27 protein-coding genes are annotated in these 26,635 nt (G+C 73.6%); 16 read left to right on the top strand and 11 right to left on the bottom strand.

Annotated elements, in window-relative coordinates:
- Window positions 1-94 precede the first annotated feature (94 nt).
- Both ACFVHI_RS05950 and cobC read left to right on the top strand, forming a co-directional pair.
- Entirely contained in the window at window positions 95-1,483 is a 1,389-nt protein-coding gene (locus ACFVHI_RS05950; RefSeq protein ID WP_380336177.1) for a cobalamin biosynthesis protein, read from the top strand.
- Window positions 1,480-2,556 carry an Rv2231c family pyridoxal phosphate-dependent protein CobC gene (gene cobC, locus ACFVHI_RS05945; RefSeq protein ID WP_380336174.1) on the top strand — a complete coding sequence of 359 codons (1,077 nt, stop codon included), beginning with the start codon at window positions 1,480-1,482 and terminating at the stop codon, window positions 2,554-2,556. The genes ACFVHI_RS05950 and cobC overlap by 4 nt, the downstream gene beginning before the upstream one ends.
- Here the strand turns inward: cobC and ACFVHI_RS05940 are convergent.
- From ACFVHI_RS05940 to ACFVHI_RS05910, 7 genes are all read right to left on the bottom strand, one after another.
- Complete coding sequence (locus ACFVHI_RS05940; RefSeq protein ID WP_063349571.1) at window positions 2,543-3,334, bottom strand: MOSC domain-containing protein; 792 nt, start codon at window positions 3,332-3,334, stop codon at window positions 2,543-2,545. The genes cobC and ACFVHI_RS05940 overlap by 14 nt on opposite strands.
- Window positions 3,331-3,861, bottom strand: a complete 531-nt coding sequence (locus ACFVHI_RS05935; RefSeq protein ID WP_380336171.1) for a hypothetical protein — start codon at window positions 3,859-3,861, stop codon at window positions 3,331-3,333. The genes ACFVHI_RS05940 and ACFVHI_RS05935 overlap by 4 nt, the downstream gene beginning before the upstream one ends.
- Before the next feature lie 49 nt (window positions 3,862-3,910).
- A complete protein-coding gene (locus ACFVHI_RS05930) occupies window positions 3,911-5,008 on the bottom strand; it encodes an LLM class flavin-dependent oxidoreductase (RefSeq protein ID WP_380336168.1) in 1,098 nt (365 codons plus the stop codon).
- A 217-nt stretch (window positions 5,009-5,225) separates the two neighbouring features.
- On the bottom strand, window positions 5,226-6,248 hold the full coding sequence (gene glnII / locus ACFVHI_RS05925) for a glutamine synthetase (RefSeq protein WP_063349568.1): 1,023 nt from the start codon (window positions 6,246-6,248) through the stop codon (window positions 5,226-5,228).
- Window positions 6,249-6,509: 261 nt separating this feature from the next.
- Window positions 6,510-7,619, bottom strand: a complete 1,110-nt coding sequence (locus ACFVHI_RS05920) for an SCO1860 family LAETG-anchored protein (RefSeq protein ID WP_380336165.1) — start codon at window positions 7,617-7,619, stop codon at window positions 6,510-6,512.
- A gap of 184 nt (window positions 7,620-7,803) precedes the next feature.
- Window positions 7,804-8,481 carry a uracil-DNA glycosylase gene (locus tag ACFVHI_RS05915; protein WP_063349566.1) on the bottom strand — a complete coding sequence of 226 codons (678 nt, stop codon included), beginning with the start codon at window positions 8,479-8,481 and terminating at the stop codon, window positions 7,804-7,806.
- 117 nt (window positions 8,482-8,598) lie between these two features.
- On the bottom strand, window positions 8,599-9,690 hold the full coding sequence (locus ACFVHI_RS05910; protein WP_063349565.1) for an amidohydrolase family protein: 1,092 nt from the start codon (window positions 9,688-9,690) through the stop codon (window positions 8,599-8,601).
- Between the two features lie 97 nt (window positions 9,691-9,787).
- Between ACFVHI_RS05910 and ACFVHI_RS05905 the strand changes: the two genes are divergently transcribed.
- The gene (locus ACFVHI_RS05905) at window positions 9,788-10,873 is read left to right on the top strand and encodes a pyridoxal-phosphate-dependent aminotransferase family protein (RefSeq protein ID WP_380336161.1); all 1,086 of its coding nucleotides are present in this window, start codon (window positions 9,788-9,790) and stop codon (window positions 10,871-10,873) included.
- A gap of 253 nt (window positions 10,874-11,126) precedes the next feature.
- Window positions 11,127-12,707, top strand: coding sequence for a phosphonate degradation HD-domain oxygenase (locus ACFVHI_RS05900; protein WP_380336158.1), 1,581 nt, complete (start codon window positions 11,127-11,129; stop codon window positions 12,705-12,707).
- A 48-nt stretch (window positions 12,708-12,755) separates the two neighbouring features.
- Here the strand turns inward: ACFVHI_RS05900 and ACFVHI_RS05895 are convergent, their stop codons facing one another.
- Entirely contained in the window at window positions 12,756-13,535 is a 780-nt protein-coding gene (locus ACFVHI_RS05895; protein WP_063349562.1) for a GntR family transcriptional regulator, read from the bottom strand.
- Between the two features lie 369 nt (window positions 13,536-13,904).
- Between ACFVHI_RS05895 and ACFVHI_RS05890 the strand changes: the two genes are divergently transcribed.
- The 12 genes from ACFVHI_RS05890 (at window position 13,905) to ACFVHI_RS05835 (ending at window position 23,972) form a co-directional block, all read left to right on the top strand.
- Window positions 13,905-15,071, top strand: a complete 1,167-nt coding sequence (locus tag ACFVHI_RS05890; protein WP_063349561.1) for an ABC transporter substrate-binding protein — start codon at window positions 13,905-13,907, stop codon at window positions 15,069-15,071.
- A gap of 7 nt (window positions 15,072-15,078) precedes the next feature.
- Window positions 15,079-16,164, top strand: a complete 1,086-nt coding sequence (locus ACFVHI_RS05885; RefSeq protein WP_380336154.1) for an ABC transporter permease — start codon at window positions 15,079-15,081, stop codon at window positions 16,162-16,164.
- Complete coding sequence (locus ACFVHI_RS05880) at window positions 16,164-16,973, top strand: ABC transporter permease subunit (protein WP_063351452.1); 810 nt, start codon at window positions 16,164-16,166, stop codon at window positions 16,971-16,973. The genes ACFVHI_RS05885 and ACFVHI_RS05880 overlap by 1 nt, the downstream gene beginning before the upstream one ends.
- A gap of 78 nt (window positions 16,974-17,051) precedes the next feature.
- Complete coding sequence (locus ACFVHI_RS05875; protein WP_063349559.1) at window positions 17,052-18,137, top strand: ABC transporter ATP-binding protein; 1,086 nt, start codon at window positions 17,052-17,054, stop codon at window positions 18,135-18,137.
- A 55-nt stretch (window positions 18,138-18,192) separates the two neighbouring features.
- A complete protein-coding gene (locus tag ACFVHI_RS05870) occupies window positions 18,193-18,948 on the top strand; it encodes an HAD family hydrolase (protein ID WP_380336151.1) in 756 nt (251 codons plus the stop codon).
- A gap of 5 nt (window positions 18,949-18,953) precedes the next feature.
- On the top strand, window positions 18,954-19,274 hold the full coding sequence (locus ACFVHI_RS05865; protein WP_380336148.1) for a DMT family transporter: 321 nt from the start codon (window positions 18,954-18,956) through the stop codon (window positions 19,272-19,274).
- Between the two features lie 102 nt (window positions 19,275-19,376).
- Window positions 19,377-19,865 carry a hypothetical protein gene (locus ACFVHI_RS05860; RefSeq protein ID WP_380336145.1) on the top strand — a complete coding sequence of 163 codons (489 nt, stop codon included), beginning with the start codon at window positions 19,377-19,379 and terminating at the stop codon, window positions 19,863-19,865.
- Window positions 19,866-20,030: 165 nt separating this feature from the next.
- A complete protein-coding gene (locus ACFVHI_RS05855; RefSeq protein WP_063349556.1) occupies window positions 20,031-20,327 on the top strand; it encodes a hypothetical protein in 297 nt (98 codons plus the stop codon).
- The gene (locus ACFVHI_RS05850) at window positions 20,324-21,643 is read left to right on the top strand and encodes a putative T7SS-secreted protein (RefSeq protein ID WP_380336142.1); all 1,320 of its coding nucleotides are present in this window, start codon (window positions 20,324-20,326) and stop codon (window positions 21,641-21,643) included. Before ACFVHI_RS05855 ends, ACFVHI_RS05850 begins: the two co-directional genes overlap by 4 nt.
- Entirely contained in the window at window positions 21,633-22,313 is a 681-nt protein-coding gene (locus tag ACFVHI_RS05845) for a hypothetical protein (RefSeq protein WP_063349554.1), read from the top strand. The genes ACFVHI_RS05850 and ACFVHI_RS05845 overlap by 11 nt, the downstream gene beginning before the upstream one ends.
- Window positions 22,310-22,966 carry a hypothetical protein gene (locus ACFVHI_RS05840; protein ID WP_380336139.1) on the top strand — a complete coding sequence of 219 codons (657 nt, stop codon included), beginning with the start codon at window positions 22,310-22,312 and terminating at the stop codon, window positions 22,964-22,966. The genes ACFVHI_RS05845 and ACFVHI_RS05840 overlap by 4 nt, the downstream gene beginning before the upstream one ends.
- Before the next feature lie 391 nt (window positions 22,967-23,357).
- On the top strand, window positions 23,358-23,972 hold the full coding sequence (locus tag ACFVHI_RS05835) for a hypothetical protein (RefSeq protein ID WP_063349552.1): 615 nt from the start codon (window positions 23,358-23,360) through the stop codon (window positions 23,970-23,972).
- Window positions 23,973-24,030: 58 nt separating this feature from the next.
- On the opposite strand, the gene ACFVHI_RS05830 is transcribed toward ACFVHI_RS05835, so the two are convergent.
- From ACFVHI_RS05830 to ACFVHI_RS05820, 3 genes are all read right to left on the bottom strand, one after another.
- The gene (locus tag ACFVHI_RS05830; RefSeq protein WP_063349551.1) at window positions 24,031-24,705 is read right to left on the bottom strand and encodes a phosphonatase-like hydrolase; all 675 of its coding nucleotides are present in this window, start codon (window positions 24,703-24,705) and stop codon (window positions 24,031-24,033) included.
- A gap of 11 nt (window positions 24,706-24,716) precedes the next feature.
- On the bottom strand, window positions 24,717-25,838 hold the full coding sequence (locus tag ACFVHI_RS05825) for a TIGR03364 family FAD-dependent oxidoreductase (RefSeq protein WP_380336134.1): 1,122 nt from the start codon (window positions 25,836-25,838) through the stop codon (window positions 24,717-24,719).
- Between the two features lie 104 nt (window positions 25,839-25,942).
- Window positions 25,943-26,458: a pyridoxamine 5'-phosphate oxidase family protein gene (locus ACFVHI_RS05820; RefSeq protein ID WP_063349549.1), complete on the bottom strand. Its 516-nt coding sequence runs from the start codon at window positions 26,456-26,458 to the stop codon at window positions 25,943-25,945.
- Window positions 26,459-26,635 lie beyond the last annotated feature (177 nt).

Here is a 26,635-nt window from a genome sequence, read left to right as displayed (position 1 = left end):
ATCACGGGGGCCCTTGTGGCGGGATCACGGATGCTCGTGTGCGGGGATCACCGGGCTCGCGGGGCTCGCGGGACTTTGGGTGAAGGAGCGGGACGTGATCGGACTGGTCGCCCTCAACGGGACGGGCCGCCTACTGGCCGACGAGATCCACGCCGCCTGGCCGGAGACCACCCGCATCCACACCGCGGTGGCCAGTGCCTGCTTCGGTCCGACCGAGGCCCTGGACTACGCCCTCGGCCGCAACGACCTGGTGGTCTGCCTCGCGCCGGTCGCGGCCACCGCGCAACTGCTGATCGACGGCTCGCACCTGCGCCCGGGCGGGCCCGGCCTGGTCAGCCTGGACCTGAACCTGCGCTACGCCGTCCCGCTGACCGGCCGCGACAGCGGCGCCGACGAACTGGCCGAGGAACTCGCCGCCCTGCTCGGCGTCCGGGCCGTCCTGACCGGCAGCCCTCCCCCGGCCACCGCCCGGCCCTTCGCGCACCTGGTCGGGCACGCGTCGACGTACACCCGCGGGCCGCGAGGCTCCGCGGCCTCGCGGGCGCTCGCCGAGGGCCGGCCGGTCCGGCTGGAGAGCGACCTGGCGTACCCGCTGCCCGCCCTGCCGCCCTCCGCCCGAGCCGACGCGCCCGCCGACGCCCCCGTCCTGCGGGTCACCGACCGCACCCACCCCGACGAGGACGTGCTCCTCGTACACCCGCGCACCCTGGTCGTCGGGGTCGGCGCGGGCGGCGGCGCCACGGACTCCGAGCTGATGCGGCTGATCACGGACACCCTGGCCGAACACGGCCTGGCCCGCGCCTCGATCGCCCGGCTGGCGACGGTGGCCGGCAAGGCGGACCACCCGGAGGTGCGCTGGGCCGCGTTCTGCCTCGGCGGGGTGCCGGTGGACGAGCACCCGGCGGCGGACCTGGCCGCGGTGGCCGTGCCGAACCCGTCGGACCTGGTCGGCGCCGCCGTCGGCACCGCGAGCGTCGCCGAGGCGGCCGCCCTGGCGAGCGCCCCCGGTGGCGAGCTCGTCGCCACCAAACGGAAGTCCGCCGCGGCGACGGTCGCGATCGCCCGGGCGGCGGTCCGCGGACGCCTCGCCGTCGTCGGACTCGGACCGGGCGCGCACGACCTGCTGGTGCCGCGCGCGCTGGCGGAACTGCGGCGCGCGTCGGCGGTCGTGGGCGCGCCGGGCGCGGTCGGGGCGGTCGCCGAGCTGCTGCGGCCCGGGACCAGGCGGATCGCGACGGACGACGGCGCCGGAGCGGCCACCGGCGCGGCCGTCGACCTGGCCGTCGACCTGGCTGTCGACATGGCTGTTGACCTGGCTGTCGACCTGGCCGCGCACGGGCACGCCGTGGCGCTGGTCGCCCTCGGCGACGGCGCGGCGCTGCGCGTGCCGCCGGGCGCGTACGACGTCCACCGCGTCCCGGGGCTGCCCCTCCAGCCGCTCGCCCCCGATGTGCCCGCCCACCCGCAAGGAGACCCCGCGTGACCGCCCCCGAACCCGACCTGCGCCACCACGGCGACGCCGAGGTGCGCGCCGACGGGTCCGGCCTGGTCGACCTCGCCGTCAACGTCCGCACCGGCACACCCCCGGCCTGGCTGCGCGACCGGCTCGCGGCCACCCTCGGCGACCTCTCCGCCTACCCCGACCAGGGCGCCGCCCGCGCGGCGGTGGCCGCCCGGCACCGGCGGCCCGCCGACGAGGTGCTGCTCACCTCGGGGGCGGCGGAGGCCTTCGTCCTGCTGGCCCGCGTCCTGACGGCACGTCATATCGTCGTGGTGCACCCGCAGTTCACCGAACCCGAGGCGGCGCTGCGGGACGCCGGGCACCAGGTGCACCGGGTACTGCTGTCCCCCGAGGACGGGTTCCGGCTGGGGGCCGTCCCGGAGGAGGCCGACCTGGTCGTCCTCGGCAACCCCACCAACCCGACCTCCGTCCTGCACCCCGCCGACGCCGTCGCCGCACTCGCCCGCCCCGGACGCACCCTGGTGGTCGACGAGGCGTTCATGGACACCGTGCCCGGCGAACGCGAGTCCCTCGCCCCGGCCCGGGACCTGCCCGGCCAGGTCGTCGTCCTGCGCAGCCTCACCAAGACCTGGGGCCTGGCCGGGCTGCGGATCGGCTACGTCCTCGGGCCCGCGCCGCTGATCGCCGCGCTCGGCGCCGCCCAGCCGCTCTGGCCGGTCTCCACCCCCGCGCTGGCCGCCGCCGAGGCGTGCAGCGGCCCGGCCGCGCTGGCCGAGGCGGAGGAGGCCGCCGCCGAACTGGCCTTGTGGCGGACGTACTTGCTGAAGGGCTTGGCCGCCTTCCCGACTCTTCGGGTGTACGGCGAGCCGGCCGCGTCCTTCGTCCTGGTACGGCTGCCGGACGCGGCGGCCGTCCGGGAGCGGCTTCGCGGGCGCGGCTTCGCCGTCCGGCGCGGGGACACCTTCCCGGGGCTGGGCGAGGAGTGGCTGCGGATCGCCGTCCGGGACGAGGCCACCACCGACCGCTTCCTGGACGCCCTCGCCGCCGTTCTCACCCCACTGCCTCCCTCCCTGCCCCGCCTCAGCCCAGCCTGATCGCATCCCCCACCGCGACCCGGCCGGGCACCAGCACCTGCGCGTACACCCCCGCACAGGGCAGCGCGGGCATGCCCTCCAGCGGGACCAGGCGGTTCCGCTCGGCCGGGACGCGCAGGGCGGACGTGCTCCGGGGCAGCGGGCCGTGCCGCAGGGTCGGGACGGCGCAGCGCGGCGTGGGCACCACGATGCGCAGCCGCAGCACCGGCCCGATCGCCAACTCCCGCCCCACCCACGCGTTCTCGACGTACCCTTCACCCTCGGTGCGGATCACCAGGTTTGGGCGGTAGCGCTCCGCCTCGGCGCCGGTCGCGGCCAGCGTCGAGGTGGTGACCAGGTGCAGCGGGGCGAAGTCGAAGAAGCCGCCGTCCGGCGCGGCCCGGCCCAACTCGTTGACGGTGACGTCGACTTCGGCCTCGATGCCGTGCGCCAGCACCTCCTCCGGCACGGCCCGCTCGATCGTCGCCCCGGGCGGGCGCTCGGCGATCAGGGCGACCTTGCGGCCGAGCGCCGCCGACAGCTCCTCCTCGTCCACGCACCGCCCGTCCGGGCCGGTGATCACCACGCCGCCCGCCGCGGTCGCCGCCGTGTAACCGAGCAGGCCCGCCCACAGCCGCGGGTTCTTGGCGCTGGCGACCTTCCCGGTGTCGAGGTCGAGCAGGGCGCGGCCGCGGTCCCGCTCCAGGCCGCGCCCGTCCACCCCGACCGCCGCCAACTCCTCCCCCAGCAGCGACTTCACCGGGTAGCGCCGCAGCCGTTCGACCGTCCCGACCCTCATGCCGCGACCGCCCATTCGCGCAGGGCCACGAAGTCGGCGGCCAGCAGGCCGATTCGGGGGTTGACGTGGAACGTGAGCGCGGGGGCGGGGTGGTGGGCGGCTATCCAGGCGGTGTCCTGCGGGCCGAGTTCGTCGTCCACCCAGACGAACGGGCGGCCGTCCGCCCAGGCGACCACGTCCCGGGTCTTCCAGTGCAGGCCGTCCGGGTCCTCCCCGAACAGGTCCGTCCACTGGATGTAGGGGAGTTCGGGCAGGCCGAGGTTCGGGCCGATGTGGGTGTTCGCCTCGCCCATCCAGCCGGTGGCCCACACCAGTTCGTAGGGCAGGCCGAGCAGTTCCGGCCCGTGCGCCGGGTTCAGCCACACCCGCAGCGGCTTCGCCCGCGCGCCGGAGTAGCGCGCCTGCCGGTCCGCCCACCAGGTCGGGAGCAGGCGGTGGGTGTCGTACCCCTCCGGCCGCCGGGTCTTCGGCGCGGCGTAGGGGTTGAGCGGTCCGTCCACGTCGAGGAGGAGCAGGGGCAGCGTCATGCCGTGAATTCTCCGGCCGCCCCGGCGGATTGACCAGCGGTTTGCGGGTTCACGGCCGGTGCCACAGGTTGCGGGCGGCCAGCAGCGGCAGCACGCCCTCGCCGAACCAGTACGCCTCCTCCAGGTGCGGCATGCCCGACAGCACGAACTCGTCGATCCCCAGCTCGTGGTACTCGGTGATCAGGTCCGCGACCTCCCGGTGGCTGCCCACCAGGGCCGTCCCGGCGCCGCCGCGCAGCAGGCCGATCCCGGCCCACAGCCCCGGGTACACCTCCAGCCGCTCGGCCGAGCCGCCGTGCAGCGCGAGCATCCGCCGCTGGCCCTCCGACTCGCTCTCGGCGAGCGCCCGCTGGGTCTGGCGCACGCGCCCCGGGTCCATTCCGGCGAGCAGCCGCTCGGTCTCCGCCCAGGCCTGCGCGGCGGTGTCCCGGGTGATCACGTGCAGCCGGATCCCGAACCGCACCACCCGTCCGCGGGCGGCGGCGAGTTCGCGGATCCAGCGGACCTTCTCCCGCACCTGGGCGGGCGGTTCGCCCCAGGTCAGGTAGACGTCCGCGGACTGCGCCGCGACTTCGCCGGCCGCCGGGGACGAGCCGCCGAAGTACACCGTCGGCACCGGCTCCGGCAGCCGGTTCAGCCGGGCCCGCTCGACTCGCAAATGGGGCCCGTGGTGGTCGACCGTCTCGCCCGCCCACAGCCGCCGGACGATGTCCAGGAACTCCCCGGTCCGCGCGTACCGGGCGTCCTTGTCCAGGAAGTCCCCGTAGGCGCGCTGCTCGGCGGACTCGCCGCCGGTCACCACGTTCAGCAACAGCCGCCCGCCGGACTGCCGTTGGTACGTCGCGGCCATCTGCGCGGCCAGCGTCGGGCTGATCTGCCCGGGCCGGAACGCCACCAGGTACTTCAGCCGCTCCGTCACCTGCGTCAGCATCGCCGTCGTCAGCCAGGCGTCCTCGCACCACGCGCCGGTCGGTGTCAGCACCCCCTCGAACCCCAACTGCTCGGCGCTGCGGGCGACCTGCCCCAGGTACCCCAGGCTCGGCGGCCGGTCCGCCCCCGCCACCCCCGGTGTGGACCCGTGCCCACCCCCGACGATCTGCCGGCTGTCACCGTTGGTGGGAAGGAACCAGTGGAACACGAGCGACATGGACGGACACACTCCTACGCCGGGTTGCCTGCGGGATGAGGACGGAGACACTCACCGGCAACACGCAGCCGCGCACACCCGCACCAGGTCCACGTGCAGACGTCGCACGAGGACACGGCGGGCGGAAGCGGTCATGCGAGCGATTATGCCCGACGACGACGGCCGCCGGCCCTCCCTTGTACGGGAGGACCGGCGGCCGGTGCGCAGCGGGGGCGGATCAGACCTGGCCGGCCTTCTCCAGGGCCTCGCAGCAGGTGTTGATCATGAGGCGGGTGACGACGTAGGGGTCGATGTTGGCGTTCGGGCGACGGTCCTCGATGTAGCCCTTCTGCTCCACCTCGACCTGCCACGGGATGCGGACCGAGGCGCCGCGGTTGGAGACGCCGTAGCTGTAGACGTTCCACGGGGCGGTCTCGTGCTTGCCGGTCAGGCGGGACTGGATGTCGTCGCCGTACTGGCTGACGTGCTCCAGCACCTTGTCCTGGGAGGCACCGAGGGACTCGCAGGCGGTGATGATGGCGTCGTAGCCCTCGCGCATCGCCTTGGTGGAGAAGTTGGTGTGCGCGCCCGCGCCGTTCCAGTCGCCCCTGACCGGCTTGGCGTCCAGGGTGGCGTCGATGCCGAACTCCTCGGCGGTGCGGTACAGCAGGTAGCGGGCGATCCACAGGTCGTCCGAGACGGTCAGCGAGGAGACCGGGCCGATCTGGAACTCCCACTGGCCGGGCATGACCTCGGCGTTGATGCCGCAGATCGCCAGGCCGGCGTCGATGCAGCGGTCCAGGTGCAGCTCGACGATCTCGCGACCGAAGACCTCCTCGGCGCCGATGCCGCAGTAGTAGCCGCCCTGCGGGGCCGGGAAGCCGCCCTCCGGGAAGCCGAGCGGGCGGGAGCCCTTGAAGAAGGTGTACTCCTGCTCGATGCCGAAGATCGACTCCTGGGCCGCGTACTTCTCGTCGACCTCGCGCAGCAGGGCGCGGGTGTTGGACGCGTGCGGGGTGCCGTCGGTCTCCAGCACCTCGCACAGGACCAGGATGTTGTCACCGCCGCGGATCGGGTCCGGCACGACCTTCACCGGGTCCAGCACGCGGTCCGAGGCGTGGCCCTCCGCCTGGTTGGTCGAGGAGCCGTCGAAACCCCAGGTCGGGATCTTGTCCGCGTTGGGCAGGACCCGAGTCTTGGAACGGAGCTTCGCGGTCGGCTTGGTGCCGTCGATCCAGATGTACTCGGCCTTGATTGCCACGGCGGTGTACCTCGCATTGCTGGGTGGTGGGTGCCCGCGTAGCGTCGCAAGCCGCCGTTTCCCGGTTGTTCCTCTTGTGTAACGCGGATGTGAACCAACCCTCCGTATTGGCACGGTCACGGTGCGGGAGTGCCAGGGCGGCGCCCGGAGTGGCGGGAGCGGCACCCGGGGTGCCGGGGTCGCACCCGGGGTTCCGGGATGGCACCCAGGGTTCCGGGGTCGCACCCGGGATGGCGCTCCCGCACCGCGAGGGACCGGGGCTCAGCTCCGGCGGGCGTGCGCGGCCCGGCGGCGCCGGGTGGCCCACAGGGCGCAGGCCCCGCCGGCGACGAGGGCGGCGGCCCCGGCGGCCAGCGGGCCGGTGGCGCTGCTGCCGCCGGTCGCGGCGAGGCCGGCGGCCGGCTTCTCCGACGGCCCGGGCTTCTCGGTGGCGGCCTGCGGGACGACGGCGCGGGCGGTGGTGCTGGTGTCCGCGACCGGCTGGGCGGTGGTGGCGGCGGCGGTGCCGGTCGGCGCGGGCGACGTCGGGGCCTGGGTCGGGGTCGCGCCGGCAGCCGGCGCGGAGGGCTTCTCGCAGCTCACCGAGGCCACGGTGATCTTGCCGGTGACCTTGGCGACGTTCAGGTTCAGCGGGTTCACCTCCACCTGGACCTCCAGGGCCGAGGCGGCGGCGGTGGTCGAGGTGGTGCTCTTCTTGGAGAGCTCCACCGACACGCTGCCGATCAGCGGCACGTCCACCTTGGTCGGCCCGTACAGGCCGATGGTGACGGGCTTGCCGAGCACCGTCAGCTTGGCGGGCGCGACGACGTCGGCGGTCGGCTGCCCGTCGACGGGGCAGGTCGCCTCGGCGCTCATCGCCTCCAGGCCGATCAGCGTGGTGGCGGGCAGGCCGGGAGCGTGCACGTCGGCGTTGACCAGCTTGACGGAGGCGGCGGTGCCCTTGGCGTCGATGCGGGTCACGGCCGTACCGATGTCGGCCTTGACCAGGGTGACCGGGCCCTGCTGGTCGACGCCGTCGACCTTGGCGGTGAGGAGCGAGCCCTCGCGCTGGGCCGGCGTCTCCACCTTGTTGAGCGCGAGGTCCACCGGGACATCGACCGTCTTGTTCAACAGACTGACGTCCAGGGCGAGTTCGGCGGTGACGGCGCGCGCCTTGCCGGGCGAGGCAGCGGACGGCTGCGAGGACGGCTGCGAGGACGACGCAGTGCCCGCCGGGGTGGCCGCCGGCGCGGCCGGGGCCGCGTACGCGGGCGGGACGGTGAGCAGCGTGCAGGCCGCGACCACGGCGGCGGCGGAAGCGGCTCGGCGGACGGAACGAGCCGAACGGGTGGAACCGGCGGAACGGGCGGAGCTGGTGGAACGAGAAGACATGGCGGTACCCCCACAGGTGCTGTTGATCCGGAGCGCGCCCAGACGTCACCCGCGACAGGCGGGGAGGGGCCGGCGTTCCGAACGGTGAGCCGCCAGTCTTCTCGAACAGTCCGTCACAGGAGCCACACAGAACGTCATTTCACTCGTTGGAGTGAGATTGACGCCTGCCGCTGACTCCGGTCTGCTACGGCAGTCGCCAGTCCACCGGCTGCGCCCCCTGCCGCGCCAGCAGCTCGTTCGCCCGGCTGAACGGCCGCGAGCCGAAGAAGCCGCCGCTCGCCGAGTACGGGCTCGGGTGCGCCGACTCGATCGCCGGGATCTCCCCGAGCAGCGGCCGCAGGTTGCGGGCGTCGCGCCCCCACAGGATCGCCACCAGCGGGCCGCCGCGCGCCACCAGCGCCCGGATCGCCTGCTCGGTGACCTCCTCCCAGCCCTTGCCCCGGTGCGCGGCGGGCTTGCGCGGCGCGGTGGTCAGCGCGCGGTTGAGCAGCAGGACGCCCTGCTGCGTCCACGGGGTGAGGTCGCCGTTGGACGGCTGGGGCAGGCCGAGGTCGCTGCCGTACTCCTGGAAGATGTTGATCAGGCTGGCCGGGATCGGCCGGGTCTCCGGCGCCACCGAGAAGCTGAGCCCGACGGCGTGGCCCGGGGTCGGGTACGGGTCCTGTCCGACGATCAGCACCCGCACGTCGGCGAAGGGCTGCTGGAAGGCCCGCAGCACGTTCGGCCCGGACGGCAGGTAGGTGCGGCCGGCGGCCAGTTCGGCGCGTAGGAAGTCGCCCATGGCGGCGACCTGCCCGCCGACGGGCTCCAGGGCGGTGGCCCAACCGGGCTCGACGATCTCGTTCAGTGGACGCGGTGCCATGGTGGCCACCCTATCGGCCTACGCCGACAGCGCGTTCAGCGGATGATCATGCAAACGAACCCGGGACCGCCCGGCCCACGGCCGCCCACGACGGGTCGCCCGCCACCGGCCACCCGCTCACCCCACCGGCCGGCCGCGCAGCACCACCAGCCGCGGGTCGGCGAGCACCCGGACGTCCGCCCGCGGGTCCTCCCCGTACACCACGAAGTCGGCCGACTCCCCCTCCTCCAGCCCCGGCCGCCCCAGCCACTCCCGCGCACCCCAACTGGCCGCCGACAGCGCCTGCGCCGGGCTCAGCCCCGCCTTCACCAGCTCCGCCACCTCCTCCGCGACCAGCCCGTGCGCCAGCGAGCCGCCCGCGTCCGTGCCGACGAACACCGGGATGCCGGCGTCGTGCGCGGCGCCGACGGTGGCGTAGCGGCGCTCGTGCAGCCGCCGCATGTGGGCCGCCCAGGCCGGGAACCTGCCCTCGCCGCCGGCCGCCAGGCCCGGGAAGGTGGCGATGTTGACCAGCGTCGGGACGATCGCCACGCCGCGCTCGGCGAAGGCCGGGATCAGCTCCTCGGTCAGCCCGGTGGCGTGCTCGATGCAGTCGATGCCGGCCGCCAGCAGGTCCGGCAGCGACTCGGCGGCGAAGCAGTGCGCGGTGACCCGCGCGCCTTCCTCGTGCGCCGCCGCGATCGCCTCGGCCAGTGCGTCGCCGGGCCAGCAGGCGGCGAGGTCGCCGCGCTCGCGGTCGATCCAGTCGCCGACCAGCTTCACCCAGCCGTCGCCGCGCCGGGCCTCCGCACGGACGTACGCGGCGAGGTCGCCGGGCTCGATCTCGTGCGCGTAGTTGCGGATGTAGCGGCGGGTGCGGGCGATGTGCCGCCCGGCGCGGATGATCCGGGGCAGGTCCTCGCGCTCGTCGATCCACCGGGTGTCGGCGGCCGAGCCGGCGTCGCGGATCAGCAGGGTGCCGGCGTCACGGTCGGTGAGCGCCTGCTTCTCGCTGGTCTCCGCGTCGACGGCGCCGTGCGCGTCCAGGCCGACGTGGCAGTGCGCGTCCACCAGACCGGGCAGCACCCAGCCGGTCACCGTCCGGACGTCCTCGGCGCCGGGCGGGCGGGTGAAGCTCACCCGGCCGTCCACGACCCAGAGTTCGTCCCGGACGTCCTCCGGACCGACCAGCACCCGACCCCGGACGTGCAGCACCGCGCCATCGCTCATGGCCCGCACTCTACCGACGGGCGTGTTCCCTGTAAGCAGCAAGAATGCGGCAGACTCGTGCCGACACCCATCACCTCATGCCCGAAAGGCCGCCACCGTGAGCCCCTTCCTCGACCTCCCCCCGCTCAGCGCCGCCGAGTTCGCGGCGATCGAGGACCAGGTGGCCGCACTGCTGCACACCACCGCGGACGTCATCGTCACCCAGGGTGAGGCGCTGCTGCCGCTGGAGGCCGCGATCCGCGGCGCCGCGCACCCCGGCTCCACCGCGCTCAACATCGTCACCGGCCCGTACGGGCAGACCTTCGGCAACTGGCTGCGCTCCTGCGGGGTCGAGGTCGTGGACCTGGCCGTCCCCTTCGACAGCGCGGTCAGCGCACAGCAGGTCGCCGACGCCCTCGCCGCCCACCCGGCCGTCGACTTCGTCTCCCTCGTCCACGCCGAGGCCGCCACCGGCAACACCAACCCCGTCGCCGGGATCGCCGCCGCCGTCCGCGAGCACGGCGCCCTGCTGATGCTCGACGCGGTCGCCTCCGTCGCCGCCGAGCCGCTGCTCACCGACGAGTGGGGCGTCGACCTGTGCGTCATCGGCGGCCAGAAGGCCATGGGCGGCCCCGCCGGGGTCTCCGCCGTCTCCGTCTCCCAGCGTGCCTGGGAGCGGATCGCCGCCAACCCGGCCGCCCCGCGCCGCTCCTACCTGTCCCTGCTCGACTGGAAGGAGCGCTGGACGGACGCCGGGCGCACCGTGCTCCCGCACGCCCCCGCCCAGTTGGAGATGCTGGCCCTCGGCGCCTGCCTCGACCGGATCGCCGCCGACGGCCTGCCCGCCGTCATCGCCCGCCACCGCGCCGCCTCCGCCGCCACCCGCGCGGGCGCCCGCGCGCTCGGCACCCTCGCCCCGTTCGTCACCGAGGACGCCCACGCGGCCCCCGTCGCCACCACCCTGCGCACCCCGGCCGGCGTGCACGCGGCCGAGCTCGCCGCCCGCCTCGACCCCGCCCTCCCCGTCCAGCCCGGCGGCGGCCCCCTCGCCGCGTCGATGCTCCGCGTCAACCACTACGGCCCCGCCGCCGCCCTGCCCACCGTCCACGCCTGCCTCACCGCCCTCGCCACCGCGACGGACGCGGACCCGGCCCCGGCCCTGGCCGCCGCGGAGGCGGCCTGGACGGCAGCCGTCCAGGGCTGACACCACGGCGCCGTCGAGGCCCGATCACGCGGAGCGGCCCCCGGGACACCCGGTCCCGGGGGCCGCTCCGTCTCACCCTCGGACAGGACCTGGTCCCACGCGGCGCGGCGGGTTTCGGCCATCGGCTCCCGGCACAGTTCCCGCAGCGTTCATCTGCGCGGCACGCCGATCTCACCGGGGGCAGGAAGGCTCCGGCCAGGGGTGAAGTTGGCTATACAACTTCACCCGGGACGCCGCCGAGGAGGAGACCACCGTGACCGAGCTGCCGCCGTACTGGCTGCGCGACAACTGCCCGTGCGCCGAGTGCCGGGACCCCAGGAACGGGCAGAAGCTGTTCCAGATCGACGACCTGCCGCAGGACCTGGCGGTCGCCGCGAGCACGGAGACCGACGGGGGCCTGGAGGTGCTCTGGTCGGACGGGCACCGCTCGCGGTACCCGCTGGAGTGGCTCGGCGCCGAGCGGGACGGCGACGGGCGGACGGAGGAGGACAAGCGGCTCTGGGTGGCGGCGGACTTCGCACACGGGATCCCCGAGGCGCGGTGGGAGGCATACCTGGCCGACCCCGCCGAGCAGGCCGCCGTCCTCACCGCCGTGCGCCGCAGCGGCTTCGCGGTGCTGCGCGGGGTGCCGGCGGTGGAGCGGCAGGTCCTCGCGGTGGCCGAGAGCTTCGGCTACGTCCGCGTCACCAACTACGGGGAGCTGTTCGACGTCCGGGTCGAGCCGGATCCGAACAACCTGGCGTTCACCAGCGTCGCGATCGCACCGCACACCGACAACCCGTACCGGGACCCGGTGCCGACGCTCCAGCTCCTGCACTGCCTGGAGAACTCCGCGACCGGCGGCGACTCCGGCCTGGTGGACGGGTTCCGGGCGGCGGCGCTCCTCCGGGAGGAGGCGCCGGCGGACTTCGAGACGCTCACCCGCACGCCCGTCCCGTTCGTCTTCCGCGACCGCCGCACCGAACTGCGCGCCGACCGCCCGCTGATCGAGGTGGACGCCCTCGGCCGGATCCGCGAGGTGCGGTTCAACAACCGCTCGATCGGCACCCTACGCGGGAGCTCCGGCGAACTGACGGCCTTCTACGCCGCGTACCGCCGCTTCGCCGCGATCACCCTGCGCCCCGAGCTCCAGCTCGCCTTCCGCCTCGACCGCGGCGACTGCCTGGTCTTCGACAACACCCGGCTGCTGCACGCCCGGACGGCCTTCCAGCAGGACGGCCACCGCCACCTCCAGGGCTGCTACGCCGACCTGGACACGCTGGGCAGCACCCTCGCCGTGCTGCACCGGCGCGCCGCCGCGCTGGACGCGATCGCCGGGCTGTTCGCGGGCGAGGGCGCCGGGGAGTACCTGGGCGAGGAGGTCACCATGGCCGAGCACATGCTCCAGGCCGCCGCTGCCGCCGAGGCGGCCGGGGCGCCGGACCACCTCGTCGCCGCCGCGCTGCTGCACGACATCGGACACTTCCATGGCGCGTTGCACGGACGCGACTTGATGGAGGGTCAGGACAACCGGCACAGCGACACCGGCGCCGACTGGCTGGCGCGGTGGTTCGGCCCGGAGGTGACCGAGCCGGTCCGGCTGCACGTGGCCGCCAAGCGCTACCTGTGCGCAGTGGAACCGGACTACCGGCAGCGGCTGTCCGAGGCCTCCGAGTACACCCTCACCGTCCAGGGCGGCCCGATGGACGAACGGCAGGCCGCCGCGTTCGCCGAACTCCCGGGCGCCGCCGACGCGGTGGCCGTCCGCCGCTGGGACGAGCAGGCGAAGACGGCCGGGGCGCCGACACCCGGCTTCGAGCACTACCGCCCGCTGCTCGCCGCGCTCATGCGCTGATGGCGCCGGCCGGCACGCCCGGGAGGCGGACCGGGCTCCGCCCCGGGCTCAGTCACCCTCCCGGGCGTGCCGCGAAAGCGCCGACGCGGCCAGCGAGTTGTGGATGCTGAACGCCACCGTCCCGGGCAGGTAGCGGTCCTGGGACCATTCCACCGGAGTGCCGGTCGGGTCCGTCGTGCGCCGCCGTTCGCGCAGCAGCGGGCCGCCGCGGCGGCAGCCGAGGAGCCGGGCGTCCTCGGCGTTGGCGGCCACGATGTCGATGGTGTGGTCGGCGTCGGTGAACAGGATGCCGTGCTCGCGCAGGACTTCGGTGTGCGAGACGACGTCCGCCGGCAGCTCGGCGACGATCTCGCCGACCCGCGGCGGGTAGATCGTCCGCTCGACCATCACGGGCGTGCCGGAGAGGGTGCGCAGCCGGACGGTCACATACACCTCGGCGCCCGGCTCCAGGCGCAGTTGCTCGCGTTCGGCGGTGTCGGCGGGGCGGCGGACCAGCGAGTCCAGGATGCCGCCGGGCTCCTCGCCCATCGAGTACGCCCAGTGCGTGAAGCTGAGCAGTTCGGAGAAGCTCTGCACCCGGGCGCCCCCGAGCACGACGCGCCGGGTGCCGCGGCGGGAGGTGACCAGCCCGTCGGAGCGCAGGACGGCGAGCGCCTGGCGGACGGTGCCGCGGGAGACGCCGTACTGCTCGGCGAGCGCGCCCTCGGCGGGAAGCCGGCCGGCCTCGCCGTACGCGCCGGTGGTGATGGCCTCGCGCAGGTCGGCGGCGACCTTCCGGTACAGGGCGCCGGGAGCGCGCTCGGCGGGGCGCCCGGGCTCAAGTGCCACGTCAGTCAATGTCCCTCCTGGGGCGGTGTCCTGCGCAGCCGTACCGGCACGGACAGCCCGACCTTATCCCGCTGCGCCTTTGAAGCATCGCACCGAACGGATCACGCTCCGATGGCCGGATTCGACCGTTCCCGCAGCCGACCCCGGTTCTGGGCCGTCCGTTCACCTTCCCGTCATCGGACTCCGGCGTACTTACGTCCGTCAGCGAAGTTGGCTAGTCAACTCGGACGGCCTCGAACGGCTCCGGGCGGCTCCGAACGGCACCGGGCACCTCAGAACGGCTCCGAACGGCCACTCGCACGATCCCCCGATCAGACAACCCCACCGCAGCTCACCCCCTTGCAGTACACCCGATCAGGAGACTGACCCGTGTCCGTGCACCGCGCCCGTTCCGCCGCCTTCGCAGCGGTCCTGACCGCCGCCGCGCTGTCCCTCACCGCCTGCGGCTCCGCCGGCTCCTCCACCGCGAAGTCCGGCGACGCCGCGGGCGGCAAGAGCGCCAAGACCGCCACCTCGGTCGCCGACTTCGGCGGGATGGACGGCCTGATCGCCGCCGCCAAGAAGGAGGGGAAGCTGCACGCCATCACGCTGCCGCGCGACTGGGCGAACTACGGCAAGCTGATGGACGACTTCAAGGCGAAGTACGGCATCGAGATCGAGGACGAGAACCCCGACGGCGCCAGCCAGGACGAGATCAACGCGATCACCTCCCGCAAGGGCCAGGACCGCGCCCCCGACGTCGTCGACCTCGGCTCGGCCTTCGCGCTCAGCGCCGCCAAGCAGGGCCTGCTGGCCCCGTACAAGGTCACCGACTTCGACAAGATCCCGGCCACCATGAAGAACGCCGACGGCCTGCACTACAACGACTACGGCGGCTACATGTCGATCGCGTGCGACGCCAAGAAGGTGTCCGCCTGCCCGAAGACCTTCGCCGACCTGCTGAAGCCCGAGTACAAGGGCATGGTCGCCCTGAACGGCAACCCGACCAAGGCCGGTGCCGCGTTCGGCGCCGTCTACGCGGCCGCGCTCGCCAACGGCGGCTCGCTGGACAACATCCAGCCCGGCATCGACTTCTTCGCCAAGGTCAAGCAGGCCGGCAACTTCAACCCGGTCGAGGTCACCCCGGCGACCATCGAGAAGGGCGAGACCCCGATCAGCATCGACTGGTCGTACCTGAACGCCGGCTACGCCGACAAGTTCAGGAGCAAGGGCATCGACTGGCAGGTGACCATCCCCTCGGACGGCTCCTACGCGCAGTACTACAACCAGGCGATCAACAAGGACGCGCCGCACCCGGCCGCCGCCCGCCTGTGGGAGGAGTACCTGTACAGCGCCGAGGGCCAGAACGGCTTCCTGGGCGGCTACGCCACCCCGGCCCTGTTCGACGCCATGAAGACGGCCGGCACCCTGGACGCCGCGGGCGCCGCCAAGCTCCCGCCGGTCGAGAAGCCCTTCACCACCTTCCCGACCCAGGAGCAGACGGACACGGCCAAGAAGACCGTGACCGAGAACTGGGCCAAGGCGATCGCGGGCTGACCTGACGATGACCACGGCTCCCACCCCGGTGCCGGCCCCCGCCTCCGCCGCCCAGAGCGGCGGGGGCGCCCCCGGCCCCGCAGCAACCACCCCCGCCACCGCCGACGCCACAACGGCCAAGGCCACCGACACCACCGACACCGCGGACACCACGGCCACCACGGCCACCACGGCCACCACGGCCAAGAGCACCGAGACCGCCAAGACCGCCAAGACCGCCAGGGCCCCCCGCCCCGGCAAGCCCCGGGCCGGCCGCGGCCGCGCCTGGCTGGCCGCCCTCCCCCTGCTCCTGTTCTTCCTGGTCGGCTTCGGCCTGCCCGCCGTCGCGATCGCCATCGGCGCGTTCACCACCTCGCCCGACGCCCCCGACGGCGGCGGCACCTTCACCACCGACAACCTCACCGGCTCGCTGCAGGGCGCCTACTGGACCGCCCTGTGGGGCAGCGTCAAGCTCTCCCTGCTGACCGCTCTGATCGCCACCGTGGTCGGCCTGCCGCTGGCCCAGGCCGTGGCCACCTCCCGGTTCCGGGTGTTCCGCGAGGCGGTGCTCTCCGCCTCCGGCGTGCTCGCCAACTTCGGCGGCGTGCCGCTCGCCTTCATGTTCGTCGCCACCCTCGGCAACGCCGGCGAGGTCACCAAGAAGTTCGGCCTCACCAGCCACGGCTGGAACCTCTACACCTTCACCGGCCTCTCCGTGGTCTACCTGTACTTCCTGGTGCCGCTGATGGTCATCACCATCACCCCGGCCCTGGAGGGCCTGCGCACCCAGTGGCGCGAGGCCGCGTACAACAACGGCGCCACCGTCGTGCAGTACTGGCGGCACGTGGCCCTGCCGGTCCTGGTGCCCTCGCTGCTCGGCGGCTTCGTGCTGCTGTTCGGCGCCTCCTTCGCCGCGTACGCCACCGCCGAGGCCATGGTGGGCAGTTCGGTGCCGCTGATCTCGATGCAGATCGGCGACGCGCTGTCCGGCAACGTCCTGGTCGGCCAGGGCAACCTCGCCCTCGCCCTCGGCCTCGACATGATCGTGGTCGCCTGTCTGGTGATGGCCGTGTACCTGCCCCTTCAGCGCCGGAGTGCCAAGTGGCTCGCCTGATCAATCGCATCCGTTTCGGCCGCGGCCTCGTCCTGCTGCTCTGCGGCGTCTACTTCGCCGTACCGCTGGCCTCCTCGGTGATCTTCAGCGTCGACGACAACAAGGGCGGCACCACCTTCCGGGCCTACACCGAGCTGCTGAACGCGCCCGGCTTCCTGGACAGCCTGGTGCTGAGCCTGGAGCTGGCCGGCGTCACGGTGGCGGTGCTGCTGCTCCTGCTCGTCCCGGCGATGCTCGCCGCCCGGCTCGGTGCGCCGAAGCTGCGCCCGGTGATCGAGGTGATGTGCTCGATGCCGCTGGTCGTCCCCGTGGTCGCGCTCACCACCGGCATCATCGGCGTGCTGCGCTGGGGCCCGGACTACCTCCAGGACACCCCGCTGTTCCAGACCATCGTGGCCATCCAGGACCCGAAGTTCCCGATCGTCCTGGTCATCGCCTACGTGCTGATGGCGCTGCCGTTCGCCTACCGGGCGCTGGACGCCGGGCTGCGCGGCGTGGACGTCGCCACCCTGGTCGAGGCCGCCCGCAACTGCGGGGCCGGCTGGCTGCGCGCGGTGTTCACCGTCGTCCTGCCGAACCTGCGCAGCGCGCTGCTGAACGCGGCCGTCCTCACCGTCGCCCTGGTGCTCGGCGAGTTCACCACCGCCTCCATCCTCGGCTTCGCCCCCTTCTCGGTGTGGATCAACTCCAACGGCAAGAGCGACGGCCAGATGTCCGTCGCCGTCTCGATGCTCAGCCTGCTGATCGTCTGGCTCGTCCTGCTGCTGATGTCCGCCGTCGGCCGCGGCCGCAAGGGCGCGCGGGCCTGAGACACCCCGCCGCGCGGCCGTCCCGCGCCCTGGCCGCACGGTCCTGAACCACCCCACGCTTTCCAGGAGTCACCAGCCATGACCACGGTTTCCGCCCCCGTCGCCGGTGCCGCGCTCGCCCCCGGCGGCGCCACCGTCGAGTTCCGCTCGCTGCGCCGCTCGTTCGGCGCCACCACCGCCCTCGACGGCCTGGACCTGACCGTCCACCCGGGCGAACTGCTCGCCCTGCTCGGCCCGTCCGGCTGCGGCAAGACCACCGCGCTGCGCATCCTGGCCGGCTTCGAGCAGCACGACTCCGGCGAGGTCCTGGTCGACGGGCAGGACATCACCGCGATCCCCGCCCACAAGCGCGACGCGGGCATGGTGTTCCAGTCGTACAGCCTCTTCCCGCACCTGAGCGCGCTGGACAACGTCGCCTTCGGGCTGCGGATGCGCGGCGCCGGCAAGGCCGAGCGCCGCAAGCGCGCCCAGGAGCTGCTGGAGCTGGTCGGCCTGCCGCACCGCGCCGAGCACTACCCGCACCAGATGTCCGGCGGCCAGCAGCAGCGCATCGCGCTCGCCCGGGCGCTCGCCCTGCAGCCGCGCGTGCTGCTGCTCGACGAGCCGCTGTCCGCGCTGGACGCCAAGGTCCGCCTCCAGCTGCGCGAGGAGATCCGCCGGCTCCAGCAGGAACTGGGGATCACGACCCTGTTCGTCACCCACGACCAGGAGGAGGCGCTGTCGATGGCCGACCGGGTCGCGGTGCTGCGCGCGGGCCGGCTGGAGCAGTGCGCCACCCCGTCCGAGCTGTACGGCCGCCCGGCCACCGCGTTCGTCGCCGAGTTCGTCGGCACCATGAGCCGCATCCCGTGCACCCGCACGTCCGACGGCGTCGAGGTGCTCGGCCGCCGGCACGCGGTGGACGGCGACCTGCCCGCCGACGGCGAGCTCCAGGTGCTGGTCCGCCCGGAGAACGTCACCCTGACCCCGTCCGAGACCGGCCCGGCCCTGGTGGTCACCGCGTCCTTCCTGGGCGCCGTCACCCGGCTCACCGTCCGCCTCGACGACGGCACCGAGGTCAAGGCCGACCTGCCGACCGAGGCCGCCGCCGCGCTGCCGGCCGGCTCGCGCGCCGAGCTCCTGCTGCCGGAGCGTCCGGTGCTGGTGGACCGCCGCACCGTCTGAGAGCCTCGAACCCCATCTGCGTAGCACCATCTGATGAACCACCGAAGGTACCGCCATGCCTGAAGCCCTGACGCCCGACTCCGCCCTGACGCCCGAATCCTCCGTGACGCCCGACCCCCTGGCCCCCGGCGCTCCGGCGCCCGAGGCCCCCCGCCCCGCCGCCGTCCTGTTCGACATGGACGGCACCCTGGTCGACACCGAGCAGCTCTGGTGGCAGGCCGCCGCCGAACTCGCCGACGAGCTCCACCACGCGCTCACCGACCAGGACGCCCCCGAAGTGCTCGGCCAGGCCGTCGAGCACACCGCCGCCCACCTGCACAAGGTCAGCGGCACCAACCTCACCGAGGCCGAACTCGCCGCCCGGCTCGGCGAGTCCTTCGCCGCCAAGGTCGCCGCCGAGACCGTCCCGCGCCCCGGCGCGCTCGCCCTGCTGGCCTCCCTGCGGGACGCGCAGGTGCCCACCGCCCTGGTCTCCGCCTCCCCGCGCCAGGTGGTCGACCTGGTCCTCGCCGCCATCGGCCGGGACTGGTTCGCCGTCACCCTGGCCGCCGAGGACACCCCGCGCACCAAGCCCGCACCGGACCCGTACCTCGCCGCCGCCGAACGGCTCGGCCTGGACCCGGCCGCCTGCGTCGCCGTCGAGGACACCCCGACCGGAGTCGCCTCCGCCGCCGCGGCCGGCTGCGCCGTGCTCGCCGTGCCGTCCACCTCGACGCCGATGCCCGACGGCGGCCGGATCACCCTGCTCGCCAGCCTGGAACAGGCCGACCTCGCCCTGCTGGGGAAGCTCGGCGCCGCCCGGGCCGTTTGACCGGCATGCCCTATCTCCTGCTCTCCCTCGCCATCCTGAGCGAGGTCTGCGCGACCAGCTGCCTCAAGCTCACCGAGGGGTTCACCCGCCTCTGGCCGAGCCTGGGGGTCGCGGTCGGCTACGTGCTGTCCTTCGTGCTGCTCGGGCGCGCGCTCAAGCACATCCCGGTCTCGATCGCCTACGCCGTCTGGTCGGGGGCCGGGACGGCGGCGGTCGCCGGAATAGGCGTGGTCGCCTTCGGCGAATCACTGGGACGCCTCCAGTGGCTGGGGATCGCCCTGGTGATCGTCGGAGTGGTCGTGCTCAACCTCAAGAACAGTCACTGACGGGCCGCCACCCCGGCCCACGGTGCTGGTCAACTGCCCTTTCGGAGCGGGAAGTCGGATGTGCCGACCGCCCGCTCCGAGTGGTTCGCTACCGTGGGCCCCATGACCGAACCACGGCCCCACCACTACCGCTTCGTCCACCGCGAGCTCGCCCGCCAGGTCCTCGAATTCGGCCCGCGGCTGACCGTCCCGGACGCCGGCGGCAGCCTCCTGCCCGTCCTCACCGGCATCTGGGACAACCTCGGCCAGACACTCCCGCCCGAGGACCGGCTGCCCAGCCACGGCCTGGACTGCCGGCACCTGCGGGCCGACGGCCACCCCCTGCTGCTCGTCACCCTCCCCACCCCGACCGGCGCCACCGAGGCCCACTTCGTCGCCGCCGTCCACCCCCAGGGCACCAAGACCGTCCGCTACGTGACCCTGGAGCACGCGCTCAACCCCTTCGACGGCAGCCCCGGCACCGTCCTCGGCGAGTGGTCCTCCGAAGGCCACCTCAACCACGGCGAAGGCCCCTCCCCCGTCGCCGAACTGTTCGTCGCCGCGGTGGCGAAGCTCGTCGCCCCGAAGAAGCGCGGCTTCTGGCGCCGCTGACCCCGACGGCGCCCGGCCGCCTCCCGGCCGCCGCCAACGCCGCCGCACGCTGGCGCATCGTCAAGATCCCGTCACCGCAACGTGAAGCACCCGTCACAACAGGTCGCCCGCGTACCGACTGCGGCTATGCTCGGCCGGTCACGCCATCGACACATCGGGGGAGCAGTGGCCGACTTCACGGTCAGCACCGAGTTCCTCGCCAAGCTGGCCAAGGACCTCAAAGGCTGCGGCGACGAACTCGACCAAGGACTCAAGGCGCTCAAGGAAGCGAGTCGCAGCGGACTGGGCTACGACTTCCTCGACGAGGCCTGCGGACACTTCCAGGGCACGTGGGAGTACGGGCTGAAGAAGGTCCGCGAGTGCGTCAAGATCCTTGACGACGGCCTGGAGCAGGTGCAACAGGGCTACGACAGCACCGAACAGGACACCACCAAGGCCCTCACCCCCCAGGGGCGGTCGTGACCGCCCCCACGCCGGACTGGTCCGGCCTCGGCTTCAACCCGACCCCCGGCGACACCGCCGCGGTCACCGGCCTCAGCGGCAGCCTGCGCCGAGTGGGCCAGCACCTGACCGACGTCCACACCACGCTCTCGCAGCTCTCCGCCAACCAGGGCCAGTGGACCGGCGAGGCCGCCAAGGCCTTCGCCGGCCAGTTCGGCAAGCTCCCCACGTACCTCCAGGACGCCGCCGACTCGATCACCGCCGCCTACCAGGCCCTCGACGTCTGGTACACGGCACTGACCGAACACCAGCCCAAGGCCGCCGAGTTGGCCCGCGCCGCGGTCGCCGCCAAGCAGCAGAAGGAGCAGGCCGAACAGGCGCACACCGCCGCGGCCGCCGCCCCCGACCTCAAGCTCGCCGGCCAGACCTTCCCCGACGACGCCGGCCTCGCCGCCGCCGAGCAGCGCTACGCCAAGGCGAAGGACCACCTGGACGCGGCCGCCGCACTCGTCGGCAGCGCCGCCAACGACCTCACCGAGCTCCAGAAGCAGGCCCACGAACTCGCCGGGGGCCACAAGTCCGACGCCCACAAGACCGCGGCCGCCATCCGCAAGGCCGCCGACAGCAAGGCGCCGCCGGAGCCCGGCTGGCTCAGCAAGGTCGGCACCTGGCTCAAGAACCACGGCGCCGACATGCTCACCGTCGCCGCCGGCCTCTGCGGCGTCGCGGCGATCTTCTTCCCCGCCTTCGCGCTGCCGGCCCTCCTGCTGAGCGCCGCCGCCGCAGGCACGCACGCGACCAAGTACGCCCTTGAGGGCAAGCTGTGGCCGCCGCAGAAGAACATCGGCAACTGGCTGACGCTGGGCGGCGACGTCATCGGCGCGATCCCCGGGGTGGGCGTCGCGGCCAAGGGCCTGAACGCCACCCGGGGGGCGCGCGCCGCCGGTGGGAGCGTACGCGGCGCCATGAGCGCCGGTACGACCGAGGTCCGGGCCGCCGCCCGCGCCGTCGACCCGGCCAACCCGATCTTCACCACCGCGATCGAGAAGCCCGCCATCAAGCTCGGGGTCTCCAAGGCCACCGCGATGAACGTCTCCGACGGCGTCCAGGCCGCCACCACCTTCGGGCTCAACGTCCCGACGGCGTACGCCCTCAGCCAGGACAATCCGAGCGGCGGCCTCACCGACGCCGTCAACTACACCACCGGCGGCAACAACGTCATCGGGTCCGTCGGCGTCGGCACCGCCGGCGGCAAGGGCTCCGCCGTCATCGGCACCGTGTCCGCCGTCGGCAACCTGCTCGGCATGGGCGGATGGGCGGCCGGCTATGGCCGTTGAGACCACCGGGATTCCGCCGCTCTGGCTCACCCTGCCCGCAGGCTTCACCCCCCTCGACCTCGACGAGGACCTCGGCGACCGGATGGCCCGCACGGCGGAGGGCCTGGACGCGGCCTTCCCCGACGCCCGGCCCGAACAGAAGCTCAGCGCCGTGATCGCCGCCGAGACCGCGCTGCAGACCCAACTGCGCGAGGGCGCGGTCCACGTCTCCAGCTGCCTCGTCCGGGCCGAGGACGGCGAACCCATCCACGGCATGCTCACCGTCTTCGTCCGCCCGCAGGACCTCGGCGCGCCCGGCAGCTACCCCGCCCGAATCGCCGAACAACTGGCCGAGGCCTGGCCGGACGCCGACGTCGGCGTGGTGGACCTGCCGACCGGCCGCGCCGCGCTCGCCGCCCGCGACCTGGCCGTCCCGGTGCCGGGCGCGGTGTTCGGCGTGCCCGACTCCACCGTCAACACGGTGCGCCAACTCGAACTGCTGATCCCGCACCCGTGGAGCCCGCACGTGGTCGCCGCCGTCTTCACCACCGAGGACCTCGACCACTGGGACGAGTGGCTGCCGCTCCTGGCCACCGCGTTCCGCGGCATCTCCTTCCACCCGCCCCGGGACGAGAGCGCCGACGCGCTGCCACCGGACCAGTGGGACAACATCCGAAAGGCCTTCGGATGACGACCACCACCAACTCGGCCCCGCCCGACGGGCTCCGCCGCCTCCGCGGCACACTGGCCCTCATCGCCCTCTCCACCGCCATCCTCATCGGCGTCACGGCACTGAACGTGTACGTCAACTCGTTCGTCGCCACCATCGTGGGCTTCGCCTACCCCGTGGTCATGCTGCTCGCCCTCGCCCTACGGCGCGACGCCGACAGCAACCCCGCGTTCCAGCGCAAGGCGTTCGCCTGGGGCGCAGGCATCGCCGCCGTCGCCTTCGTCGCCTACCTGTCGGGTTCCGTCGCCTGGACCAACCTGATCCTGGGATCGGGCCGGACGGTGCAGGCCGTGGTCCTCAACGAGAAGACGACCGACTCGCTCCACGGCTCCGGACGGGCCTACGCCCTCGCCTCGACCGACCCGGCCGGCGAGATCCCCGGCGGCGACCTCGAAGAGAGCTCCACCCGGTTCAAACCCGGCGACGTCATCACCGTCCGCATCGACCCGGCCGGCCAGGTCGCCCCCAAACTCCCCGGCGAAGTCGACTCCACCGCCTACCTATTGACATTCCTCGCCTGCAACACCCTGATCGGCGGCACCCTGCTCTGGTCCGCACGCAGACCCACACCGCCACACGACCCCTCCGACCCCGTGGTGCACACAGTGTCCTGAAGAACGTCGCCGCCGTCAGCGGACGGATCACTCGACCACTGAAAGCGCTACGGGCTCGATGCCACTGAATCCCCACTCCGCGCGAAAGTGATCTCAAGTGAGCACGGAAAATGTTCAGTTGATGGTCGACCACCTCGAAGCCATCCAGTGGACGGCCTATCGGGAGGGGGAGCGGAGGGCCTTTTCTCGCGCGGCGCTCATGAAGGAGTACTTCCGACGGGCCGCGCTCTGGCTCGATGCTCGCTGCCCTGCGCCATGCCTGTAGAAGGCCCACGCCTGTTTCTCCCTCCACCCCGAGGAAGTCCCCCTCCCGCCCGGCCAGCCCCCGTGTCCGGGGGCGAGGGGACGCGTCGCACTCTTCCAGCCCGATCGGACGCACGCGGGGAGAGTCATGGGTACGACCAGGGACCGTAGCCGGGCCACCGTGCTGAGCGCTGTCCTGGTCCTGGGCGTCCCCGTGGGGACGTTCGGGCTGGTGCTCGCGGGCACCTACCTCGGCGGGGGCGCCGCGTCGCTGCTCGGGCTGGTGCTGGTGGTGGCCTGGGTGGTGGGTCTGGTGCGGCTGCTGGGGCGGTGGGTGGGCTGTTGGGTGGCGCTGTTCGCCGTTCTCCTCGCGGGCCTGGCGACGGGGGCCGTGGCCATGGCGCGGGACGACGTGATCCTGCGGCTGTCCGGCGAGACGGTGACGGCCCGGGTCACCGGGGAGACGGACCGTCTCGCCGGGAAGCACCCGTCCTCGATGTACGACCTCGCGGCCGAGGACGGTACTGCGTTGCCCGGCGGCGAGTTGTCGACGGGGCTGCGCGCGCTCGCGGTCGGCGACCGGGTGACGGTCCGTTTCGATCCGGCCGGCCGCGCCGACCCGCAGCGCCCGGGGGACATCAGTCTTCCCCGGGATCTCGGGCTCGCCGTCGGGCTGACGGCCGCCCTGATGCTCGCCGTCGCCTGGCTGGGCCGCGAGTCGGCCCGGCGGCGAGGCGGCGGAGCGGCCGGGCCGGTGTCCTGACCTGACCCCGGTGAGCAGGAAGTCGGCCGGGCCGACTTCCTGCTCACCGGGGGATCGTTCAGCCCAGCAGTCCGGGCAGTTCCGCGACCGAGCCGAGCACGTGCGTCGCCCCGTCGGCCCGCAGCCGGGCCTCGTCGTGGGCGCCGGTGAGCACGCCGGCGACGACGGACGCTCCGGCCCGTACGCCGGTCAGCATGTCGTAGCCGGTGTCGCCGGCGACGGCGATCTGCCGCACCGACTCGACTCCGGTCCGCAGCAGCGCGGTGAGCGCGAGGTCCGGGTAGGGACGGCCGCGGCCGGCCTCGGCGGGGCTGAGCGTGAGGTCGGCGACGGACTGCCAGCCGAGGGCGGTGAGGATGCGGTCCTGGGTGGCCCGGGAGAAGCCGGTGGTGAGGGCGACCTTCCGGCCCTGGCCGCGCAGTTCGGCGATGGCGTCGGCGGCGCCGGGCAGGGCGGCGCAGTGCCCGGCGTCGACGAGGTCGTGGTAGGCGGCCTCGAAGGCGGTGTTGGCCCGCTGGGCCTTGTCCTCGTCCCCGAAGAGGTGCCGGAAGACGGAGATCTTGGATTCGCCCATGGTGGCGCGGACGTGGTCCAGCATGGGGCCGAAGCCCGGGCTGCCGGCCTCGACGCCGAGCGTCCGGGCGGCGGCGGTGAAGGCCTGTTCGACGAGGCCGTCGTCGGCCACGGTGGTGCCGGCCATGTCGAGGACGACCAGACGGATATCAAAGGACATGTCAACTACCCTTACAGGTTTGCGAGTTCGGCGGTGGTTTCGGCGATGGCCGGGGAGCAGGTCATGCCGCGGCCGCCGGGGCCGGTGACGAGCCAGACGCCGTCGCGGAGTTGTTCGCGGTGGACGACCCGGGTGGTGTCGACGCACTGCGCGTACACCCCGGCCCAGCGGCGGCGGACGCGCGGCAGGGGGCGGCCGAGCAGGTCCTCGGCCACGCCGACCAGGTGGTCGTACGGGTCCTCGACGACGTCGAAGCCGAACGGCTGGTCGTACTCGTGGGTGTCGCCGATGGTGAGGCCGCCGTCGCGCCGCTGGACCATGAGCAGCTGCATCTTGTGTTCGGCGGCGACGTCGGGCTGCGGCTGGGTGTCGCGGAGGCGGTCCAGGGCGGTGCCGGCGAAGGCCGGGTAGTAGCGGAAGCTGTCGCCGTCGGCGACGGAGGTGGTGAGGGTCTCGCCGAGCGGGTCGGTCTGCATCATCTGCAGCCGGACCTTGCGCACGGGCAGCGAGGGGGCGAGTTCGCGGACGAGGCCGCCGAGCCAGGCGCCGGTGCAGAGGATGACGAGGTCGCCGGTGTGGACGTCGCCGTGGTCGTCGCGGACGGCGTTCTCGCCGATCACGTCGCGGACCTCGCGGCCGGGCAGGAAGGTGTAGCGGCCGGTGGCCTGGAGGGCGGCGCGCAGCGCGGGCTGGGCGGTGCGGGGTTCGACGGCGGCGTCGCGCTCGCACCACAGGGCGCCGAGGAGTTCGCCGCGCAGGGCGGGGTTGGCGGCCCTGGTCTGGTCGGCGTCGAGCAGCCGGTAGCCGCGGGCGGCGGCGTCGGGCAGGGTGAGTGCCTGTTCGGCGACGGCGAGTTCGGCCTGGGTGCGGATCGCGGTGAGCGATCCGTTGGCGCGGAAGCCGAGGTCGGGGACGCGGGCGCCGATGCCTTCCCACAGTTCGCGGGCGCGCAGCGCGGTGTCCAGTTCCTCGCCCTGTGCGCGGCCGCTGACCCAGACCAGGCCGAAGTTGCGCACGGAGGCGCCGCGCGCCTCGGTCTCGCGCTCCAGGTGGACGACCTCGTGGCCGCGTTCGACGGCCTGCCAGGCGTGCATGGTGCCGAGCACGCCTGCTCCTACGACGATGACTCTCATGCGGCCAGGCTGGTGCGCCCAGGTGTCCTGGGGGCGTCCCGGTAGCGTCCCGCAGATGAATCACCCGAAAAGTTGTACAGACAACCCTGGGGACCGGGTAGGGCCTACGGCCGCAGCACCCGCGCCCGCAGGTAGTTGCGCCGCCCGAAGTTCGGCTCGTCCACCGCCGTCAGCTCCTCCACCTGGAACCGGTACAGCGCCGCCGCCCCGCCCCCGGTGAGGAACTGCCGCCGCACCTGCTCGTCCTGCGCGAAGGACGGGTACCGCCCCTGGTAGGCGGCCAGCGCCGCCTCGGCCTGCCGCCCCCAGGCCTCGCTCGCGCCGCCGGTCAGTTGCAGGCCGCGCAGTTGCTCGCCGAAGACCGGCGGCGGCAGGAAGACGGTGGCGGCGGCCCGGGCCTCCTCGGCGAGGTGGTGGCTGTGCCGGGTGGAGCGCTCGCTGACGAAGTACAGGACGAGGTCGTCGTCGTACGCGAAGAAGGCCAGGTTGGCGTGCGGGCCGTGCTCGTGGCCGGCGGTGGCGAGGGTGAGCACCATGGCCTCGGCGAGCAGGCCCTCGACGCCCTTGTGCGGCGACTCGCCCGGCCAGTCCCCCTGCGTGATGTCGAGTCGGTACGGCATTGGCACTCCCTCCGCTGGCACGCCCGGCGCTCCCGCGCCCCGGCACGACTGAGCCGGGCGGGTTCCCCGCGAAGGGGCCCCACGCCCGGCTCACATGCTCTACCCGCCACCCCGGCCAGACAAGGGTCGGACGGGCTACGGGGAGGCTACGGAATCAGCGCTGTCGGGTCTCGCCGC

Source organism: Kitasatospora sp. NPDC127121, from assembly GCF_042677305.1.
Taxonomy (GTDB): domain Bacteria; phylum Actinomycetota; class Actinomycetes; order Streptomycetales; family Streptomycetaceae; genus Kitasatospora.
Note: the sequence above shows the minus strand (reverse complement) of the source record. Positions and strands in the feature narration are given on the sequence as shown.

What these genes read in the sequence shown, in the direction of transcription:
- ACFVHI_RS05920 (WP_380336165.1), bottom strand. Translation starts at nt 7,619, where the DNA reads ATGTCTTCTCGTTCCACCAGCTCCGCCCGTTCCGCCGGTTCCACCCGT.
- ACFVHI_RS05885 (WP_380336154.1), top strand. Translation starts at nt 15,079, where the DNA reads ATGACCACGGCTCCCACCCCGGTGCCGGCCCCCGCCTCCGCCGCCCAG.
- ACFVHI_RS05910 (WP_063349565.1), bottom strand. Translation starts at nt 9,690, where the DNA reads ATGAGCGATGGCGCGGTGCTGCACGTCCGGGGTCGGGTGCTGGTCGGT.
- ACFVHI_RS05835 (WP_063349552.1), top strand. Translation starts at nt 23,358, where the DNA reads ATGGGTACGACCAGGGACCGTAGCCGGGCCACCGTGCTGAGCGCTGTC.
- ACFVHI_RS05865 (WP_380336148.1), top strand. Translation starts at nt 18,954, where the DNA reads ATGCCCTATCTCCTGCTCTCCCTCGCCATCCTGAGCGAGGTCTGCGCG.
- ACFVHI_RS05840 (WP_380336139.1), top strand. Translation starts at nt 22,310, where the DNA reads ATGACGACCACCACCAACTCGGCCCCGCCCGACGGGCTCCGCCGCCTC.
- ACFVHI_RS05845 (WP_063349554.1), top strand. Translation starts at nt 21,633, where the DNA reads ATGGCCGTTGAGACCACCGGGATTCCGCCGCTCTGGCTCACCCTGCCC.
- ACFVHI_RS05875 (WP_063349559.1), top strand. Translation starts at nt 17,052, where the DNA reads ATGACCACGGTTTCCGCCCCCGTCGCCGGTGCCGCGCTCGCCCCCGGC.
- ACFVHI_RS05935 (WP_380336171.1), bottom strand. Translation starts at nt 3,861, where the DNA reads ATGACGCTGCCCCTGCTCCTCCTCGACGTGGACGGACCGCTCAACCCC.
- ACFVHI_RS05870 (WP_380336151.1), top strand. Translation starts at nt 18,193, where the DNA reads ATGCCTGAAGCCCTGACGCCCGACTCCGCCCTGACGCCCGAATCCTCC.
- ACFVHI_RS05825 (WP_380336134.1), bottom strand. Translation starts at nt 25,838, where the DNA reads ATGAGAGTCATCGTCGTAGGAGCAGGCGTGCTCGGCACCATGCACGCC.
- ACFVHI_RS05830 (WP_063349551.1), bottom strand. Translation starts at nt 24,705, where the DNA reads ATGTCCTTTGATATCCGTCTGGTCGTCCTCGACATGGCCGGCACCACC.
- ACFVHI_RS05940 (WP_063349571.1), bottom strand. Translation starts at nt 3,334, where the DNA reads ATGAGGGTCGGGACGGTCGAACGGCTGCGGCGCTACCCGGTGAAGTCG.
- ACFVHI_RS05820 (WP_063349549.1), bottom strand. Translation starts at nt 26,458, where the DNA reads ATGCCGTACCGACTCGACATCACGCAGGGGGACTGGCCGGGCGAGTCG.
- ACFVHI_RS05860 (WP_380336145.1), top strand. Translation starts at nt 19,377, where the DNA reads ATGACCGAACCACGGCCCCACCACTACCGCTTCGTCCACCGCGAGCTC.
- ACFVHI_RS05930 (WP_380336168.1), bottom strand. Translation starts at nt 5,008, where the DNA reads ATGTCGCTCGTGTTCCACTGGTTCCTTCCCACCAACGGTGACAGCCGG.
- ACFVHI_RS05915 (WP_063349566.1), bottom strand. Translation starts at nt 8,481, where the DNA reads ATGGCACCGCGTCCACTGAACGAGATCGTCGAGCCCGGTTGGGCCACC.